Below are 20741 nucleotides of genomic sequence, written 5' to 3'. Positions count from 1 at the left end.
ATATTATTAAACTTAAAATTAAGCAACTCTCTTCCACATATAGCAGGTTATGTATGGCTGTAAGTTGTTATGTGCATTTCCACTACCTGTAGAATTTGTATTGTGTGCGGAAATGGTAACATTATGTGTGTGGTTTGCAGATTGATTACCAGAATTAAATTGTGCAGAATTTGCTGTTGTTGCTGTAGATGGGCCATTTGACGTTGTTGCTGGAATAGTAACAGAGTGATTATGATTGGCTGATATTCCTCCTGTTGTTCCACTTACAAGATGATGATGTGTTGCATCAATGGTAAATGTATTATGTCCCATTTGTGTTCCTGCGCCTGCAGCTCTGTCTGTTTTATTTGTCGCTTGACTTACAATTCCAGATGCGGTTCCTGTTTGCCATTGTAAAGCTTTGAAAGTACCAGTTAATGTTTTACTTGTATCACTTGTATTCACACTAAAGTTATGTGTGTGGTTTACTGATTCTGCAGCTGACGCTACACTAAACGAATTTGTTGTATGAGTATGATTATTTAATCCGTGAGAGTGGGCTCCAATTCCGTGTGTATGGTTGACACTATTTATTCCTGATGTGTATGATTTCTCGCTTATTGAATGGGCGTGTGATGGAATTTCACTTGAAGTTAGGGTATGTACTTTCTCACCACCAATAGCCTCAACTTCTGAAAACGCTGTGTCATTTACATCAACACCTACAGGAACCCTACCAGAACCCCATGCGACCCATTCTCCACCGAAATATACAGTTGGGTTAGTATTGTTTGCGCTCATATAGATACTGCCTATTGGATATTGAGCATCTCCAAGTTCGGCAATAATTTGATCTTTTAATTCTGCCATTTTATCAATACCAACGAACTCTTTTTTACATCTAGCTAGGAACCAGGTTAAAGAGTTAATTATATTTTCTCTTGATGTCATTTATTGCGTCACCTCCTACTTATGTTGACAGTAAAAAGTGGAGGAGGATATACCTCTTCCGGTTAGTTAAATTTACGCAAATAACGCTTTGATCTCTTCTTCTGTAATAGGAGTCATTACGTTTGCTTCTAACTCTGTTACGCGTCCTGTCAGCCCTGTAATACTCTGTGTATTCTGTGCTACTTGTCCGTCTGCAAGAGTTTTTACTTTATTATCCGCGTATGTCTGTGCCGTTGTAACTGCTGTCTGTTCAGCTTCACTCGCACGAGTACGTTCAGCATCTAAGTCAGCCTGTGTTGCCGCAGCATCTGCCTTGTCAAGGGATGCCTGTACTTCAGCAGAAAGTTTTAGTTTTGTTACATTCGCATCAGCAATCTTCACCGTAGTTACAGCGTCGTCTGCAAGTTCAGTCGTTCCTACACTTCCTGCTACAAGAGTAGCGCTGATTTCGCGTGTCTTCGGATCAATGGCGATCTGAACCTGTGTCGCTCCAGCTTTTGCGATATAAAGGTCAACTAACGTACCTACGTTGATATAGAGTGGGTCAGCCACATTTGCAAGAACAAGTTTGATATATGTACCTTTCTCCTGTCCTTCTGGATCCACTACCACGGAACCAGACTGTACTACCATGTCCTTCGGGATATCAATAACACCAATTGTAGCATCGCCCTGCTTAATAGTATAAGACTTAAGCATACCATCTGTTGTTACGTCGGATGTAATGGTCACAACTGCCGCTGTGCCTCCCGTGCCAATAGCAACTTTAATTTCTTCTACTGCACCCACGAGATTTTTTGCTGTTGTGGTAAGTGAATCGACATCGCCAACATCCGTTTTCAGTTTTGCAACGTCCCCACTTGCCAGTTCATCAACCAGGGTTTTTGCCTTACCTGCCGGGTCGTAGTTCACGCTGAGGCTATCTGCATAGGTTTTTGCAGCTGCGAGAGTAGCAGCATCCCCTTCTGAAATTTTCTTGTTGATGCCCCCATCATAGATTGTGAGACCATGTAGGTCTAAATAATTTTTTACTGTTTCTGCCATAGTTTTGTTCTCCTTTTAATTAAATAATGTTTTAATGTCCGATTCTTTGATCGGATATATTTTTTCACCCACGATCTTGAAAGACTGTGTCGCATCGTCCCATATAGAAATATTTTCTTCTGATGTGTTTACATATAGGGTTTTCTTGGAGCCGAGCTGTGGGAGAGTAGCGCCAATAGATACGACCTCTTCAGGAGGTGTGGTGATTTGCACCCATTTGTTTTGATAATTCCATAAAACAGCAGTCTCAATGACGAAATAAAAGCTCCCGTTAATGGGAGCTAACATGTTATTTCGTTCTGTATCAGTTTCTAAAGAAATAATCTGATTATAAAATGTCCGACGGTTATTTAAGTCTAGGGCGATGGTCCTGCTGTCCGGAATGAATATGAGTTGGCCATTTTTGATTGCTATATCGGGAACTTTGCTGGCAACTGTCCCAATAATTGATAACACATTCTCTGCCATCGCTTAATTATCATCCTTCCATTGTATTAAAATTCAATGATTGTAAGGGCTGTATCAGTGTAAGCTTTTGCTTTCTGTAAAGCCTGCTCAATCTGTTCTGACACATCTACCCCACCTGAGCCGACAGCTTTTTCTACGAATTCTACGACCGTAGTTGATGATCCGAGATCACCTATTTTTGAATTTAATTTTTCGTCTATATTTGCGCCGACTTCTGTTTTAAGTGCATCAACTTTTTTCTGAGCAACGTTTGCAGCTTCTGCTAACAATTCTTCCTGAGTCTTATCGTAGGTATCAAGCTGCTCTTTATTTGCGTGCTCATGAGCCTTCTCAATTGCATCGGTAAGGGATGTCATATTGATCTTAGAAGATTTAATTACCTTGCCGGTTGTGCCACTGAATACAACGATATCGCCGTCTACAGAAGATTCTGCGCCAGTTACGGCACCATCAATATTCCTCTGAAGAATCAGACCATCAGAGTTAGACGCAGTCTCAGCTACATAATCTCTTATGATAAGAATAAGGTCTCCAGCTTCACATTTCTGTCCCAGATATTCTCCCTCTAAAGCTACAACATATTTCTGTCCTGCTTTATAGGCCGTTTCAGGGAACGGATGCTCAGCATCAATGATAATAGGAGCCTCAGACTGAGCTGCCTCTATCAGACTTTCAGCATATTCCTTTGTGGCCAATTCTTTTCCTTCTAGTTTTATACTGCCAGAAAAGTCAGGATTAAGTATATTGGCTTTAGAACCAATGTCTGTTTCTAACGCACCGATCCGTGTATTAAAATCTGCGATAGAAGAACTAGCGTCTTCGAAAATCGGCTTCCAGTCAGTTCCATTCCAGATATAACCCTTATCATCTTCAATATAGATGACCCCCTGCTCTTGACCAGACTCCGGCCTTGTGCCTACCTGTACATATTGTTTCCGAGTACCGGCTCCACCACCAAGTTCTTCTAATGTACAGTTACCGTTTTCGCCTTGCAGGATATAGCCCTTATAAGATCCATTGACTTTTACGCTGATAATTTGTCCAGCATATGCATTTGCTTGCTGTGCGTACTGATCAGCTTCTTCTTTTGTGTCCCAAACAGAAGACAAATCTAAAGGAATTGGGTATGCTCGACTGTAGGGTTTAATCGCTACTAAAATTTTTTCAGAATCCATAATCATACTTTCACACCTCCATCCTTAAATTGTCACTTCAAACGTCATTTTCGCTGCTGTAGGAACAGGCATATTTAAAGTATAAACTTTGTAAGATACAAGCCCGTTATTGCCTCCACGTGCGTCAGCTACATCTACTAAAGAATGATCAAACATACCTAACATACTTGAATCACCTGTTTCAAGATATCTGATTTGGGTGAGATCAGGTAATGTAGCAGGATAAGCAATTACGACGTACTGTTCCCCTGTGGTTAAAGCCACATTGAATGTAAGCCCCTGTTTAGGATCTAAAACCTTGTGGCTTAATCCTCTTATCAGGTCAGATGTAATGTCTGGCATGTTTCCTGTTCCAGAACCGTAGAATAAATTTCTTTTGCCTGCGATTGTATAAACGTCAGAATCAATAGAACCAGCTTCGATATGACCTTCAGGAGATGGCTGGTCAAGATTGTTATTCTTGATCTCACCTTCTCCATATGTAGCACGTACGGTAAAAGACAACTCATCATTGTCAACAACTATAGGCGTACCAGTGTAGGTATACGGTGATGATGCGCTTTCACCTACAACTTCTTCACCCCGTAGGATTTCAAGTTTAGACAATGCTCCAGCATCATTTTGTACAAACGTTACTTGGAATTTTGGTGTGAGAGTAGTGCCAGCTTCCACAAAGTCACTCATCTGCTCAGCCTCATTTGATACAACAACAGATGGTTGTGTATACTCAGCCGATACGGGTTTCTGGACTAACAGGGCAACTATTTCATCTAATGACTTACCAGCAGGAATAACTTCATTGTCTTCAACACCAAGGCTGGTTACACCCTTAACAGCGATGTCTTCTTGAGTCCTAGATTTTAAAATCATTTGCTCATTGTTTGGCCGGATAAATATAAGCTCTTCCGTATCTTTGGTAGCGATAATATCACCAGCGTCCAGGACACCATCCGCAATAGACTGCGCAACATCATTACGGTTTCCATAACCAATTTTGGTTTTCATAGCCATGTTTATCTTACCTCCTTGTAATAATTTTATATAAAAAGGTATCGCTTACTCCTTACACAGTTAAACGATACCTTTTATTACATTTTATTAAAATTCAACTACATCAAATTCAGCTCCACAGCATGTTGGGGATTCAATAAGCTTAGTTCCCGCTTCCGTAGGAGTGATGGTAAGAATGACAGAGCTTGTACTCATAACATATTTCTTCTGATCCATCAGATCGTCTTTTGACAGTACAAGAGATAAACTTATATCACCAGCAAATGTGGTAAGTTTTGAATTAACAGGGAGCATATAGCAAAAATGTGTTTCTTCACAATCCACGTCTGCATGTACGAGCGTTTCCGCACGACCTACGTTGCCTGGAATTTTATACCTAACTTCAGCTTCAAATTCTGTAAGGTCATATCCACGATACACTTTTGGAAGCTTGAAATATACTTTATCTACTAGGGCTTCTCCCTGATAAATTGGCACTACATGTTTTTTTAGTAGTGTTTTATCTTCATCCATCAAAATAAACATAATGATCGCGTCCTCCTTTCTACGAATTAAAAATAGCTTGAATGTCTTCTTGAGTCACGTCCTCTGCAAGCTGTTCATGTATACTTTCACTTAAATCATATAAAATTTTACCCTGTGAAGCATCTAAGGCTAGACCAGGATTTACAGTAGTGAGATTGTTCGCAATAGCAGGAGCATCTACAAGATCCCCATATTTGCCGGTAAAAGCAACCGTCTTTAGATCATCTAACCACTTACTGATCTGTCCTAATAAAACAGCTATTGTCTCGTCAGATTGTAAAGGTTCCCTTCGTTCATCCTTAGTAAATGTTACAGTCTTTTCACTTATGTCTTTCAAAGCTGCAGCTGCATTTGCTTTGTCTGCAGCTTTGTTTGCTTGTGTGGCAGCCTCATTAGCTAAGGCTGCAGATTCATTGGCTTTCTCCGACGCATCAGTCGCCTTATCGGTTGCCACTTCAGATTTTTTTATTGTTTCTTCAAGCAGGCTGGTTGCCTGTTCGGCAGACTGTGCTGCCTGTTCAGCATGTTCAGCAGCATGGGTTGCTTGCTCTATCGCTACTAGAGTAGTCTCAGTAGCTTCATTTGCTTTCCCGGTAGCTTCTTCGGCATTGGAAATCATTACGTCTGCCTCAGCTAACTTATCATTTACCTTTTGTTCTATCTGTGCTACAGAAGTTATGTCAATATTCTCCACATATAGATAATCAGAAGGTTTGGCACGTTTGCGTACAGGAATTCTTACTATTGCAATAGACCTTGCAGACGTGAGTGCTTCATAATAATATACATATGCATCAATCCTTAATGATTCCTGCAGCAATTTATTAGGCACAGGCACTGTAACTTCATTCCCCTCTAAAGTTGTTTTAACGACTAAAGCTTCTGTACTTTCCATGTTTTGAAAATGGACAAGTGGGGCAGTGGATAAAGTAGGAAGATCTTTAATAATGATATATTGATTCTGATCCCACTGTGTTAAGTTCTCTATGAGCCTACCTTGCAGGTCGTAACAATCTAAACTAGAATCTGACATTTAGGCACCCCCTTTCGTAATACACCAAAACTTATTCCGCATCAGCTATCATAAATTTAACTGCCCTTAAGTCTTTTACAGAAATAGAAGAGGGGATGTCCTCTTTTTTTACTGTTTTAATTTCAATCTCGTTTTCAACTGTTAAATATTCATTGATTTTTTTCATTGCCTGTTCAAACTCTTTAACATAAGGTGCTTTTATCTTAATTTGATTATTGTCAATATCTTCAAAAGCATCTTTTTCGCGCAATGGTGTTAAAATTTTTGCTCTATTTCTTTCGAATTTTTCTACGATATGTTTTAACGTTTCGGAATTCGTTTCCATATCCCACGCGAACTGCACTGGAAGATCAATATCCTTTTGTATGAATTCTTCAATGGCGTTGTATAGCTCAATAGCTGTTTTTGTGTTAATTGTTTTCTTCATATATTCCTTCTTATATCCTTTCTTTCAAGTTGTTAATTTCGGATTGTAATTCTTGGATTTTTTCTTCCAAAGATTTGATTTGGATATGATGTTGCTGTGTGACTTGTATATGAGGAGCCATAATTTCTTCATACCGTAATCCACAGATATATGTATCAGGGTTATCTGGGTCAATTGGGACATCTTCATTAAATGTATACCTCACATATACTCCAAAATCTCCAATTGTGTTATCCATAGATTCCTTTACTTCACCAGCTAAGAATCCGGCATGATAGCGTCCAGATGTTCCGTCAGTAAATTTATATTTTTTAGGAGAGAGGGACATAATAAAATCTTCTGCATGTTTGATATCTTGTATATCTGTTTTGTACCGTTCATCAGATAAAGAGGTGTCTCCGCTAGAAGTGCGTTTATATACATTATTTGCAGAGATATAACAATTTTTCATGACATTTGTAGTTTCTGTTGACGATTCATGACTTCCTATCCATATGTTATTCGCAGATGAAACACCTATTAATGAGAGTGGCACCTTAGCATTGTCTTTAGTATATATGTATTTGCCATTATCCATATATATATATTTGCTTACAGACATGCTATCCCACACTTCTAAACTCCCGTCTATGACCACAGACCCATTAATAGACATGCAGGTGGTATAAGGATAGTTAGGGTCATAGTGAGCAAACATAACGTTATTGCATATTTGGACAAAATCACACTCTTCCCCAATAGAAATGTACGGATCTACCTCTTGCTTATATATTTTTAAGACATTTGTCTTAGGTATGTTATTAGAGTAAACATATATTGAGTCATTAATAGCAATCGTTGTAGCATTAATCTCTCCTACAATCTCCGCATTAGTAGCGTACAACTTTCCTGCGCTATCAACTTTGAACTTATCGCCGACGCTCAAACCACTATTGCCGAAATACATAGTACCAGCATTACCAAGAATTTCGTCTCCTCTATAGATAGAATTTTGCCCGATGCGCCATCCGCCTATATTACCGCCAGTAGCAACTACGTTACCAGCGATTACAGCTCCTGTACATTCTAACACTCCATCGGCATTAACCTTAAAATTATTTCCGATACTCAATCCACTGTTACCAAAGTACATATTTCCACTACCAGCTTGACCATACACATTCGACCCTTTATACAACGCTTCCGAGTTAAATAGCCAAGAAGCAATTTGTCCAGAATTGGTAGCAAGTAAGTTTGTAGCAGTTATGTTACCTTTTAAGTTTAAGTTTCCAGACGTATCGACAAATAATAACTCTTCATTTGTTCCACGTAGCATCTTAAATAATTTATCAGAATTCGGGTCTATGATGACAGTGTTTTTATCATTGCTGATAGTCAATCCGCTAGCATCAAATTTCATAGAATTATTTTCATTGTAAATTCCAAGTTCCTCACCGATGAGCAACCTACCGACAAGCACTTCTGCATTAACCCCGTAAGATTCTTTTAATTCTCCTGTAACTGGATCATTCCAAAAGAATCGGCCTACAGCAGTTTTAACACTTTCCCAGTTATTGTCTGTTATAGCCATCGTAGAATTTATGATCTTTAGCTGCATAGGATCCCAACCTTCTGTAAAGTCACTTTTTCTACGGCACAATAAACCATTTGAATCATAGACAATATCTTGAGAGTCTGCACTATTCATAATTTTAACGGTAGCGGTACTCATGCCTTTCTGAGACCATCCATCTAAGACCTGATACGACTGGTCGCCTTTAGATGCCTGATGTTCTACAAAGTCGTATGTTGTTGACATGCTCTTGGCGCTATTTAGGATACTTTCCGTATCGGAAATATCATCATTGATTTGTACTACATCAGAGAATGTAACGCTAAGGTTCATATAATCTTCAAAGTTAAGCTCATAGCCGAGCAATCTTAACTTATATATTTTTTCATCTACCTGTATACGGATCCAGTTACCAACTGCAAAGTATTGAGTAATAGGTTTAAATGCTTCCATGACAAGTAAGTTCTTTAATGAACTGGTAATAGAATGTTGGAGAGTAGCAGACTTGATAATTTCTTTCGTTGCCGTTTGTAAAAACTCATTAGCATTTTTAAATAACTCACTATTATCTAACCCATCAGATATGAAATTACTGTTTGTGTACATACTTTCACGCCGGAACGATGCAAATTCCGCCCAGAGGTTGGATCCAAGATATTTTTCAAAATTCAGCTGTTCTTGAATCCCATTACGAATTCTTTCGATTTCATCCTGCATATCTGCGATAGCATCCAATTCCTCATTGCGCACCTTAATTTCTGCTTCAATTGCCAGCACCTTATTATGATAAGGAGTATACAATTGATCTTTCAATGGAGGGTACACTGTACCATCGGCAACCCCTTGCTCAATTAAAATACCTTGACAGGCTTCAGCTACATTCAGCAATATTTCTAATGAAGTAAGACCATATTTTTTCAAGTCTGCAACAAATGTCGCTTGATCCTGCTTAAACATTTCACTAACGCTATAATCTTTTGTATCACCCTTAGCCAACCTGCGGTCTATTTGTTGTTTGACATATATTTCATATTCGCCGTTCACGACAACGTTTATAGGAGAGGTGGTGAAAGTGTCTTCTTCATCTGCTTCATTTGTAACAATAAAACTACCGGTCCAAGTATTCCCAGTTAAAACGTATCCTTCCGCTTCTTTGACCTTATACCTAAAATCAACCAGGATATTAGCCATTGCCAAAACAGCATTTTTTGCAGTGATAGCGGATAACACTTTAACATCCTGTACTGCAACTGGAGATAAAGAAACGGCAGTGAGTTTAGAAGCCTCATGCTGAGCATTCGTATCACTCATCTGTCTTGTAGGCATCAGGCCGGTTTCCAGATAATTATATAAATCTATAGTGTCGTAATATGCATTCATTAGACTTTGGTATCCCCTGACAGGCACCGGAATAGGCTTCCACCTGTCATCGTACACCTTATATTTTTCAACCAATACATTGAAGGCTGATACATCCACATCAGCTACGTAATTATTGACATAACTTTGATATAAATTATCATAGGAGTTAATCTTTTCAATCAACTCAGCGGACATATCTTCCTTTGATTCTTCAGTTACATGCCAAATATAGCTAGAGCCATTTGGATTACAGTTAACGACAGCAGCGGTCATATTATCATCGCCTGCTTCTAGTTTAAAGCAGTTTTTTACAGAATCTACATTCGTCGTATATGTCACTTGATCCAATCCATTGTCAGTGGAAAGTAGAATAGTAGTGTCTTCTCCATATCCCTCATATATATTTGTACTTTTACACTTCGGACACTTTCCTGTAAATTCTCCTCTGTACCCACATTCTTGACAACTGGACTCAAGGTCATAAGCTGAAACCATTCGTATAATTTTTCCATTCTCATCGCTAAAGGAGTCGAATATAAATAAGCATCCTATTTCTTCTGCGATGTCTTGGAATGCATCATAAATAGAAGTATTGTCGAAAGTAAAAGTCCTCTGTATTTTTCGGAGCGATTCATCTACATGTCCAATAGTTAGATTTACCGCCTTGGTTGTGATCCTATGTAGAAGTGATGATTCCGGGTGATAATCATCATAAAATATAGTTGGACGCTCATAGTCGTCACGGGCAATATCTTTCTCTGTGTTAATTTCAGTGGTGTATAAATTTAACTGTCCAAGTTCAGCCTCAGTAAGATGAGTTGCTGATATTGATTTCAGAACGTCATTTGATTCCTCTATATCAACATAAATCTCATACCATCTATCCCATTCTGGGATCCATATGAGCCTAAAATCCTTAATCTTATCCCATGGGGAACAGCTGTTCTTATATACCTGGAATGAAAATTCTGATGGAGCGTTTAAATTATCGGAGAATACCACGCTGTTAGCCACTATAGGAGGCATAATTTTCTCACCGCTTCGATATGCAAGAATCATCGTAGGATTTTCTACATTGCCAGCCGTATCAAAATTTAGTTTAACTGCCATTTACAGTGACACCCCCTTTATGATAGGACGATATTCTATTTCTACTTCACATGGGAGAGAGAAAGTAATCAAATTTGTTCTATTATCGTATGTGTTTGCAATACGAAAATATATAAAATTAAAGTCTTTGGAGAGCTTATGATCTGGATTTGATGTCTGGATGTTAAGAATAGGATCAAAAAATAGAATTTCATTTGCAGAACAATTCTTTATCACGGTCGTTCTGTCTTCAATAGAATTGTGTATTGATAAATCGCCATCGGATAAGCATTTGACTTTAAATTTATCAGGGTATACATATCCGACCTCGTCCGAGCTATCTAACAACTTATACGGCTTGGTAGGATCTGAAATAGTAAATTTACGTTTTTTACAATTCCCCAGGGCAAACGGTCTGTTACTGGTAAAATGGAGTTCATATCCTATGATATCACCGAGATGTTCTATTTTGCTTATATTAAAACACCCCTCGAAGAGCACGTAGTCATACATATCTTTATCACTATATATTTTTAATCTATGTGGTTCATGCCGGTTCAACCATCTGAAAATTTCACGTTGGTCATCCATGGTGAGAGGGACGATCCCCAAACCACAGGAAAATTTACAAATTTGGAATGTAGTTTCCAAGCAGGTATCATATGTCGTATTTGTAGTAAGATATTTGACTCCATGCTGCACAGGAACAGTATTGAATGTAATTTCTGAACCGGCAGAAGATACATCAATTCCACCAGATGAATCTACACTACAGATAATCAAGCCCCAGTCGCTTGCAAATAAGCCGTCATATTCAAAATCAGTCGCGTACATATGTTTGTTCTCACCATCTTTCTTTCGATTATCATTTTAGTATTTTTTTTTGCAGGATCCTTAGCTGCGAGATTAATATATCGTATTCCGCCTGTTTATCTTTCAGCATTGCTAAAGAATCCATATACTCTTTCTGTAGAATTTCCGTCCTGGCGACCAAGGCCTGGGCATTCTCTAATTCCATCTCCAGACGTGTTATAGCCGCTTCCTGTTCTTTGATAATGGATCGGTAGCCGTTATTTTGTTCTATCAGTCGTTCAATTTGTTTTTGCTGGCGTTCCATTTTCTTTTCTAATTTCATATGGTCGTCCTTTTATCCTTGATTTGTTATTAATAAAAGAGGCAGGGTTCCCGCCTCTTTTTATAGTGCATAAGACACCCTATATTTCTACAGAGTGCCTTGTTATCACGTTTTAGTTCTATACTTCCTTAAAGAACTTTTTCCATTGATTCTACCTATGGTCATGTCTTGAATGATTGCTTCAACTTTCTTATTATGCTGCAGTTCATATAAGAATTCGTCACAGTTTGTCACGCCCGAAATTTCAAACGTAACTTGGTTGTTTACATTCACAGATTTTCCACTGTCAGTAGGAATGTTATTTAGTTCTTTGCTGAACAATTCATTAGTCATAAAGTTACGCGGGTTCTGTGCAAAGTCATATAAGTTCTCCGCACCACGGGCGTTAATGACATGGTCTCCCTGACGCATTGGTTGCAAGATAGCTCCATCAGAAGGACGTACAACGTATTCTGTCTTGTTCCCTTCACCTAACCATGCAAGTTCATCATGTGGGAGATTAAAGGCACCTTTTGCATATCCAGAAAGCTGATTTAGTTTTACCCAACCAAGAGGACGTTTACCAGCTTTGTCACGAGCGATATGATACGGCCTTGATGCACCTTTATGAATCCTCGTAATGTAAACATAGTCTCCAAGCATAATATTACCGGAGCTGCCTTGTCCAGCAGAATTCTCTGTATACCGTCCGGTTTTAAATTTCACTTTGTCACCAACCTTAGCCTTGCCATCTCCACCTGATGACGAAGCTTTCTTATTTGAATCAGAAGGCTTTTTCGATGGAGTAGACGTAGTTTTCTTTTGGCTGTTTACATTGGATGGATTGGTGGAAGTGTTCCCAGTTGCTTCTTTGATTTTCCCTTCAGCATCAGCATCTGTCTTTTTCACCATGCTCTCTATACTAATGCGAAGGTTATCAATGGCAACCTGAAGACTGGTGGTAACAGAGGAGAACTCACCTGAATAAGTGGCAAGGACACCAGCGAATGTTCCGTTTGCTCCCCAGATGGTCTGCATTTCGTTTGTTAATGTATAACCAACGTTCGATGCCTCCTCCCGGAGTGTATCTCCAATTATACCGGCGTTATCGTTAACAGTTTGGATTACTTCACTAACAAGTTGGTCCAAGTTATCCAGTCGTTGATTCAGGATGACTGAATATTGCTCGTACAGGTCATCAAGCATTTCCTGTTGGTCAGATATGAATTTATCATACTGAGTTTCTTCCAATTGTTTCCGTGCATTCTGTAAAGAGTTCTGAATCTCCTGTACTTTTAGCCGTCCTTCTTCGGAGTCGTCACCACCAAAAGCAGACAGCTGTTTCTCTAAGTCGGAAATTTCTTTCGTCTGGTCTGCGATATTATTTTGATAGTCATACAGATCTTTTTGCGCATGTAGGGCATCCATATATTTATCAATCAATTTCTGCAGGTAGCTTAACTCTTTTTCTATACCCTGTTTAACTAAGTCGGATATAGCTTGCTTTTCATCCTCAGCGGCAAGGATAGACTCACGCTGTAATTCTAACAGTTCCTCACGGCGGTCTAATAACTTTTTATTGTTACTGTCTTTCGCAAGCTCGGCATCGATACGTTTCATTTCATCACGGTATTGGTTTGCCTGCTCCATATACGTATTGTAATTTACACCATGGAGTCCCATAGAAGATAGACCATGCTCAGTTACTTTACCGCGTTCATCGAATAATTCTTCCTGGCTGATTAATTCATTCAGAAAATCAGATTCTTTGGTAATACCAGCAATAGCCTCTTGGGCCATATCAAAGATGTCCCACTTCAATTGTCTGATCTTTTCTTGATATTCAATAACAGCGCTTTCTGATTTCAAAATTGATTCTGTAACTTCATCAATACGGTCCTGCATTTCATGCCATTCTACAGATCCAACTGCTATACCGGATTTTTCCATAGATTCAATCAAAGCGGCACGTTCTTCCTTTAAGGTGTCAATATTCGCTGTCTCTTTACCTATTAAAGCTTCATAATATTTGCTGCTTGTGATATATCCCTTAGTTTCAGCTTGTCCCATGTATTCATTAATTACATTGGCTGAATGCTCGATACGGGAGAGTAGTCCGTCAAATTCAGCTTGGATGTTATCCAGCTTCGTATTTTCGATCTCAATGAGTTCCTGTTTTAAACGTTCGGCTTCAAGGGTGCATTCCTGTGCCAAGTCATACCACTTCTTGTATTCGTCAACCTTTTTCTTGGTATCTTCATCCAGTTCTTCGACTTTAATAGTACCATTCTGGACTTTCTTCTGATACTTAGCAGATAGACCTGTTTTCTTAGCAACTTTTTTAGCTTGTCTCGTGTACTCTGCGGAACCAGCAGTATTGGTCTCTATTAGAGCATTCACGTACTTCTTAGCATTAGAAAGCTGTTTATTTTTATTCTCGTATCCAACTGCATTTTCTGATTTAGCTGTATACCAGTCAACTTTGTAACGTTGCCGTTCAATTTTCACTTTTACCCAATCCATCAGATTATCAAATGCTTTAAGGATGTCATCTATAGCTTTTTTTGCTTTTTTGCCGGTGTCTTTAGTTGTTTCCTTTATGGTCTCGCCTGCTTCATCTAATCCACTAGTAATATTGAAGCTGCCTTTATTGTATGGCGTACTGTAGGCATTTATCATATTATGGGCTGTGCCATTCGCATGTGCTACTTTTCCATGCCCTCCACCAGATAAGACTCTGCCGTATTTAATCAATTCTTTTGTTTGATCAGCGTTAAAGATTATATCACCTTTACGCAGAGCTTGTACATGTGCTCCGCCTGGTATGGTGAACCATTTACCATTGCGGACAATGCTTTCAGTGCCGAGTTCGTTTACTAAAGCTTCTTCATTATTATGAAGCGCCCAATCATGATTGGTTCCATTTGCATACGCACCTATACTATGACGATAGTCGCTCCAAAGCCTGTCCCCAGTTCCTGATGCGTAAGCTGTACCACTTACAAACCCTGTTTTACCTTCTCCGCTAGAACCGCCTCCGGACTGAGATACTGTCACGTGCGCAGTTGCATTAAAACTAAAAGATCCTTGCTGTAAAGCGGAGTCGATAGAAGAAACCAGCCCATCAGTATTAACGCTAACATCCATGACAGGATTCATAGACTCTATTATATTTTTAGTTGCTATAGCTTCACTAATAGCTTCAGATCCATCGCCGTCAATTTTAATTACAGGCTTCTGAGATGCGATGTCTTCTACAGATTCTGACGCTGTTTCGTCTAATGATGTAGTATCGCCATCCACTTTAACAGTTGGGCGATTCTCATTGGCGATCTTTTGGAAATTAGCAGCAATTACAGAGAATTCTTCATCACTTACATTATCTATTTGGAATCCCATATGCAGATCTGGATTCTCAGATAATTGTTCGTGTAAATACTCTTCGTAATTTACCTTTACCCCTATGTTTAATACGGGGTTTTGTTCTTCTACATATTTAACACCTTGATCTACTTCAGTTTTCACCTGATCAATATTCCCATTGATAGACATGTCAGGAGGAGCGATTCCATTAACAGCAGCAGTAGTCTTTGTACTAAGGTCTTCTTGATTAAAGTTCCCCTTAATCTCAATTTCAGGAGGATCTATTCCTTCCACAGCAGAAGCAACCTGGCTGTTTAAATTAGCTTCACTGACTTCTGTGTCTAGGCTAATTGTAGGTCTACCGGTATTAATTTGTTCTAAGATCTCTGCATACTGAGCAGAAGCTACAGATGCATCTATAGTTAGTGGTATCTTTGCCTCCTGGTTATTCGCGTAGTCAACAATGTCATCTATTGCTTGTTTTGCAGGCTCATCATCCACAGTAACCTGGATAGAAGTTTCGTTTGTAGTGTCCCCAGGTGGAGTAGCACCCTGTAGCCCATTCATAGCTCCGGTCACGGCAATGGCTGCCACCTCAACTGTGGTAGGACTCTCAACTTTTGTTTTCAGTTCTACCGGATTTTCATCGGCCTGAGCTTGAACATCATTAATTACTTTTGAAACTTCCTCAGATGTTTCTTCACCATTCAGGTTAGTCTCCACACCAACCTCAATAAGTCCCATTTCGCCAAGAATATCAATCAGAACAGATGCTTGATCTGCTGATAAGCCGAGTGAGAAGAGTAGTGAATCAATTGCTTGTTCTGCTCCTTCAAATCCACTATCGTATTGTCCATCTGTCAAATTAATATTCTTTAAATCTGTGGTATTGTATTCACCTAAAGTCTGAAGATAACCACGCAAACTTTCGTCATTAGAGTCCACAGCTTCTTTTACAGTTCCAAGAATATCCACATAATTATCTGCTTGCTGAGAAGAAGTTTCACCATCAAAAACAGCTAATTGGATTTGTGGATCTATTTCTTCACCACTCAATAACTCATTAGCATAGTAGCATAACGATTCCTTGTCCAAAACGCTTCCATCAGGAAGAACAGGAGTAACTACAACTGATTTACTACCATCTTCATTACTGTAAGAAACAGAAAATGTTGAATCATAATCTCCATCAGAGACTTCCCATCCAGATTCGCGCATTTTTTCGGCACTTACTTGAGGTCTATTCGTTAAATCCATTTCAGAATATTTAACCTCAACCGGATTCTGGTCAAATTCATCCTGAATCAGTTCTTTTGTAGATTCTGCCAGATCAATGATATGACCCGTATTTGTATCTACTTCAAGTTCAATACCGTACTTATCACTGAGAGCTTGCAGATCATTTTCTATTTGATATCTGGTAGCCTCTTTAAGTTCCGGGTCTTTGAGATATCCGACATATCTCTCCGCCTCTTTAGCAGCAGCTTTGGCATCTGCCTCATAGTCTGATATGGTTTTAGCTTGAAGGATGTCTAAAAGTTCTTCTGTTTGAACAATAGAATCACGTATTCCTGCAACCTTAGCTTCTTGTGCTGCAAGGACAGCATCTGTTACAGTCTTATCACCATGAGCCTTTTTGCTTTTCAGGTCACTCAGTTTAGCCTCGGCTTCTGCAAGTTCACTATACAAATCACCAAGATGAGCCTGACCTTCCTCGACAGAGGAGAAGAAGTCATTGGTAAAACCATAATCTTGTAACCTTCCCATAAGGGCAAGGAACATCTCAAGGCTTATACCCAGCGCGTCAGCAGAACCCTGCACATCATCAATGTTATAAGTCCATGTTTGGGTTTCTTCATTAAACTGAGCAAGAGATTCTCCTGCATCATTCGTCTTTTGCTGAAGGTCTTCCAGGAATTGTTTCGGTCCATCTACACCTTCAGTAAGATAGCGCATGATTTTACTGTAATTCTCATCCCAATTATCTACATCGTCCATACCATGAGGAGACAGCATCTTAGCAACCGTCTTAAAGTCATCTGTCCCTATAAGACCTTGTTCACGTAACTTTTGAGCTTCTTTGGCTGCTTCCAGCATGTCGAGATAATTATCTCCTGCATTACGTGTCTCTTTTGCTCGTTTAACAGCAAGGAGTCCTTCATTTTCCTGATTCGGAAGTGCTTTTATTGCTTCGTTCCATCCGTACTGACTTTCTCTGGCAGCATCAATAGCAGCAACATTTGCATTGATCTGATCTTCGATAGTGGAATAATCCGCACCTACAGTAGCAAGGATAGATTTAATGGTCTGCAACTCACCATTTTGTTCATGAAGATTTTTGATTTGCTGATAGCTATTTTCAATCAGATCATTATAATCCTCGACAGTCGCTTTCATTCCCCTGGACTCTTTCAGGTCGATGGAATGCTGTATGGTAGAAGCATCTGACTGTAAGCCATTCATTTGCTTGCCTAACTCAGTTAAATTATCCTGGGCAATAGTTAGTCCTATGGTAAGTTCCATGTTGTCATACATTGACCGTAGCTGTTCGATAGTTTTCTTGGCGGCTGATGGGTCGGCGAATATCTTATATAGGATTTCTAAACCTTCATGCGTCTTCAGCTCGTCTTCAAATTCTGCTTGTATTTCAGCTACCCGCTGTGCAACAAAATCATCCCCCATTGCTTGTCTGCCACTGGCATCAGTCCACATAGCCTGTGTAATTTTACGCTGCAATACAGATGCATCAACATTAGACAGGTCTACACCAGCAATAATAGAAGAGAACAAGTTACTTGCTTCCTCAGCTACATTTCCCTCTAAATCGGCAGTGGCTTGTTTCCATACAGAAGAGAACTCACGCAGTCTGTCTAAGTTCAAAGCTCCCAACACTTTGTTAAGATCTCCTGCTTGCCCCACCAATTCAGATATACCAAATTGCTGTGCCAGGTCGACCATAGTAGTTGAGTCAAAAGTTCCTGATTTTAAGCTGTCAATTGCGCTTTGGATAGATATGATCTCTTGTTGGAACTTATCAACCTTATCGCTTAATTCAGTCGTTCCACCGTCTTCCGTGATAAGGAGAGAAGAGAAGGATATATGTTTCTTATCCAGTTCAGCAGCCTGTGTCTGGATCTCCTGAATCCTCTTCAGTAGTTCATCAAACGTTCCACTGAAATGGTCTTCAACCACCAAGTCATAAGCAATCTGCATATCACTGATAGTTAAGTCCTCTATAGCCCCTTGGTAGCCCTTGCCGAACTTTTCGATTAATAAGTCACGTTGTTTTTCTATCTCTTCGATATATTTTATAAAACCAAAATCTGTTGCGTATTCACTGGCTTTATTGCCAAAGACATCAGATAAATCCTGTTCTACTCGTTCCTTATATTGATCAATGGACATATCCTGCGGATCCAATTCGAATAGGATGCCAAGTTTTACTCTAGCTTCTGGAGAAATGGACTCTAAAGGATGAATGAACCTATCAAAAACATAATCTACAGCGTCAAAATCTGGATCTTCCATAGCTGATTCCAGGTCGACATTTTTCATAGCCTTGATGTAACTGTTCTGAAAAGCTTCTGGCAATTTCGAGAATGTTTCATCAGTTGCTATATATTTAGTCATCTGGTCTATACCAATTTCCCACTGTTCACGGATTTGAGCTTCTAAAGCATTGATTTCAGTCTTTATACGGGCTGCATCCCCGTCAAGCTGAGTACCCATAGAAGATACAGCAGCTTTCAGTGCTGCCTGTACACGTTCTTTTGCTTGCTCATCAAGTACGCTTAGATTTAAGAAATAATCGTCTTCTGGAGTCATCTGAGACATGACCTCATTAAGCATATAACCATAGTCTAAGTATATTTCTTGCAAATCTTTCTTAAGCTGTGGCAATGCCCGATCCATTTTTCGAGGGATGTTTATGAAATCAACTGTAAAATCTATGTCTAGTGGATTTGTTGCCCATGTGTTTAAAGTATTAAGATCATTTAATTTTTGTTTTGCTTTCTCAATCTGCGAGTTGTATTCTTTAACCTGTGCTCGTATACCTTCGAATACATCTTGCATGTTCTGCATAGCCGTATAATGCTGGATTGCATTTTCACTTTCAAGGAATTCCTTAACCCCCGCAGAAGCTTCGCTACCATTTTTGCCAATCTTCAGCATCGCATTGCCTTGAGCATCAAGATTAGTAACCAATCCAGGCACGATCTGTGCTAATTGATTACTGATATTCAAGTACGTCTGATAGTCTGCATTAGACAGTGAGATGTTCTTATTAGTAACAGAATCAACACCACCAGCAAGCTCTGCATACTTTTTGGTTAAAGCATCAATAGATTCTTCAGTAGAATCAAAAGTCTTGCCTGTCACATCAGTGGCCAGACCATTGATAGACTTTTTGTAGTCCTGCACTGTGTCGTAACCCTTGGAGATTACAGACTGTGCTTCCTTGCCTTTTTCTATTGCAATCTCTGAAGCATGGATTACGTTATTGATAAGGGTGAAAACACCCTGAAGAGCTGCTCCGATTGCAATATCAAGAACTGCGTTACCTAACATAGAACCGGCCATCTTCAGACCATTACTCAGGACACCTTTTAGGCCGATGCTCTTGAGTGAAGAGTTGAATTTCTCTGAGCTGGTTGCGGCTTTGTCGAAACGCTCAGTGAGTTTGTCTACTTCAATTTCAGCACCGTTTAGTTCTTTTATATAGTCTTGGACTACTTTTGTGTCTGCGTCTTTGGTGAAAAGTTTTTTAATTAGTGACTCTCTTTTATCTGGTGCAATCGTGTTAAGCTGATCCACAACCCCCTGTAAATATTCTTTGGCAAAGCGAGTTGCGACTTCCTTCTTTTCTCCAGTTCCATTAAGGAATGTTTCCCATGTGAGGCCTTTTAGACTATTAGCAACTTTTTGGGCCTTCTCCACTGCAAAATCACTGAATATACTGTTTTTATTTAACTGATTCTTGCCATTGTTGAAGATCGGACTATGGTGGAAGAATAGTAAATAATATGGTATAATGAGTAAAAAAGGAGGAGATATGTAAATGGACAATTCCAAAAGCTTAAAATATTGCCCTAAATGTGGATATATAGAATATTTTTCGGGAGCTATGACTAATTGTATACTTTGTAATACAGAACTCTTTAAAATCAATCCAAAATGGGAGATTACAGAAGAAAAATATGATGAATTTATGGCACCAGAAGAGTATGGAGAAAAAACAAATTTAGAATGCAAACAAGATTTCTACAATTATTGTATGCCGTTCTATGAAGAGGTGTTAAAAAAGCGACCTGAGTTTGAGCAGGAGTTGTTTGAACATCTCGTGGAGAGAGAACAAGAGTATTGGAAAATAAGAAATCAGAGATTTGCAGAGTATTGTGCCAAAGAAAAATATTTCGAAGAAAAGTACGGAGTAGGAGTAGACTCCCCATCCCACCCAACAGTAACCTGTCCCTACTGCCATTCCACCAACACCAAGAAAATTTCAGGTGTGGAGCGTGCTACGTCAGTAGGCCTTTTCGGCTTGCTCAGTAAGAAGATCGGGAAGTCGTGGAAGTGTAACAGTTGTGGTAGTACGTGGTAGGGTTAATGTATAACGTCATAGTATTAGCCGTAGAACTCATAATCAT

At 39.3% G+C, this 20741-nt stretch carries 13 protein-coding genes; 1 reads left to right on the top strand and 12 read right to left on the bottom strand.

The genetic code is table 11. The features are described 5' to 3' along the window. Positions 1 to 18 precede the first annotated feature (18 nt). From AC6I2O_RS16060 to AC6I2O_RS16005, 12 genes are all read right to left on the bottom strand, one after another. Positions 19 to 930, bottom strand: coding sequence for a phage baseplate protein (locus AC6I2O_RS16060; protein ID WP_497743266.1), 912 nt, complete (start codon positions 928 to 930; stop codon positions 19 to 21). Between the two features lie 72 nt (positions 931 to 1002). Further along, positions 1003 to 1974, bottom strand: a complete 972-nt coding sequence (locus tag AC6I2O_RS16055) for a hypothetical protein (RefSeq protein ID WP_497743265.1) — start codon at positions 1972 to 1974, stop codon at positions 1003 to 1005. A gap of 15 nt (positions 1975 to 1989) precedes the next feature. Further along, positions 1990 to 2442 carry a hypothetical protein gene (locus AC6I2O_RS16050; protein ID WP_497743264.1) on the bottom strand — a complete coding sequence of 151 codons (453 nt, stop codon included), beginning with the start codon at positions 2440 to 2442 and terminating at the stop codon, positions 1990 to 1992. A 26-nt stretch (positions 2443 to 2468) separates the two neighbouring features. Continuing rightward, positions 2469 to 3623 (bottom strand): hypothetical protein, encoded by a 1155-nt coding sequence (locus tag AC6I2O_RS16045; protein ID WP_497743263.1) that lies wholly within the window; start codon positions 3621 to 3623, stop codon positions 2469 to 2471. 18 nt (positions 3624 to 3641) lie between these two features. Then, entirely contained in the window at positions 3642 to 4628 is a 987-nt protein-coding gene (locus tag AC6I2O_RS16040; protein WP_497743262.1) for a hypothetical protein, read from the bottom strand. Between the two features lie 87 nt (positions 4629 to 4715). Next, a complete protein-coding gene (locus tag AC6I2O_RS16035; protein WP_497743261.1) occupies positions 4716 to 5153 on the bottom strand; it encodes a hypothetical protein in 438 nt (145 codons plus the stop codon). 19 nt (positions 5154 to 5172) lie between these two features. Further along, entirely contained in the window at positions 5173 to 6186 is a 1014-nt protein-coding gene (locus AC6I2O_RS16030; protein ID WP_497743260.1) for a hypothetical protein, read from the bottom strand. Between the two features lie 31 nt (positions 6187 to 6217). Beyond that, positions 6218 to 6613, bottom strand: a complete 396-nt coding sequence (locus AC6I2O_RS16025) for a hypothetical protein (RefSeq protein WP_497743259.1) — start codon at positions 6611 to 6613, stop codon at positions 6218 to 6220. Between the two features lie 10 nt (positions 6614 to 6623). Further along, on the bottom strand, positions 6624 to 10637 hold the full coding sequence (locus AC6I2O_RS16020) for a tail fiber domain-containing protein (RefSeq protein ID WP_497743258.1): 4014 nt from the start codon (positions 10635 to 10637) through the stop codon (positions 6624 to 6626). Then, complete coding sequence (locus AC6I2O_RS16015) at positions 10638 to 11450, bottom strand: phage tail domain-containing protein (protein ID WP_497743257.1); 813 nt, start codon at positions 11448 to 11450, stop codon at positions 10638 to 10640. It abuts the gene before it with no gap. Between the two features lie 31 nt (positions 11451 to 11481). Next, positions 11482 to 11751: a hypothetical protein gene (locus AC6I2O_RS16010; RefSeq protein WP_497743256.1), complete on the bottom strand. Its 270-nt coding sequence runs from the start codon at positions 11749 to 11751 to the stop codon at positions 11482 to 11484. Positions 11752 to 11856: 105 nt separating this feature from the next. Beyond that, entirely contained in the window at positions 11857 to 20166 is an 8310-nt protein-coding gene (locus AC6I2O_RS16005; RefSeq protein WP_497743255.1) for a hypothetical protein, read from the bottom strand. Between AC6I2O_RS16005 and AC6I2O_RS16000 the strand changes: the two genes are divergently transcribed. Then, positions 20153 to 20695, top strand: coding sequence for a hypothetical protein (locus AC6I2O_RS16000; RefSeq protein WP_497743254.1), 543 nt, complete (start codon positions 20153 to 20155; stop codon positions 20693 to 20695). The genes AC6I2O_RS16005 and AC6I2O_RS16000 overlap by 14 nt on opposite strands. Positions 20696 to 20741: the final 46 nt, after the last annotated feature.

The organism is Blautia sp. St.27G3, assembly GCF_059728505.1.
Note: the sequence above shows the minus strand (reverse complement) of the source record. Positions and strands in the feature narration are given on the sequence as shown.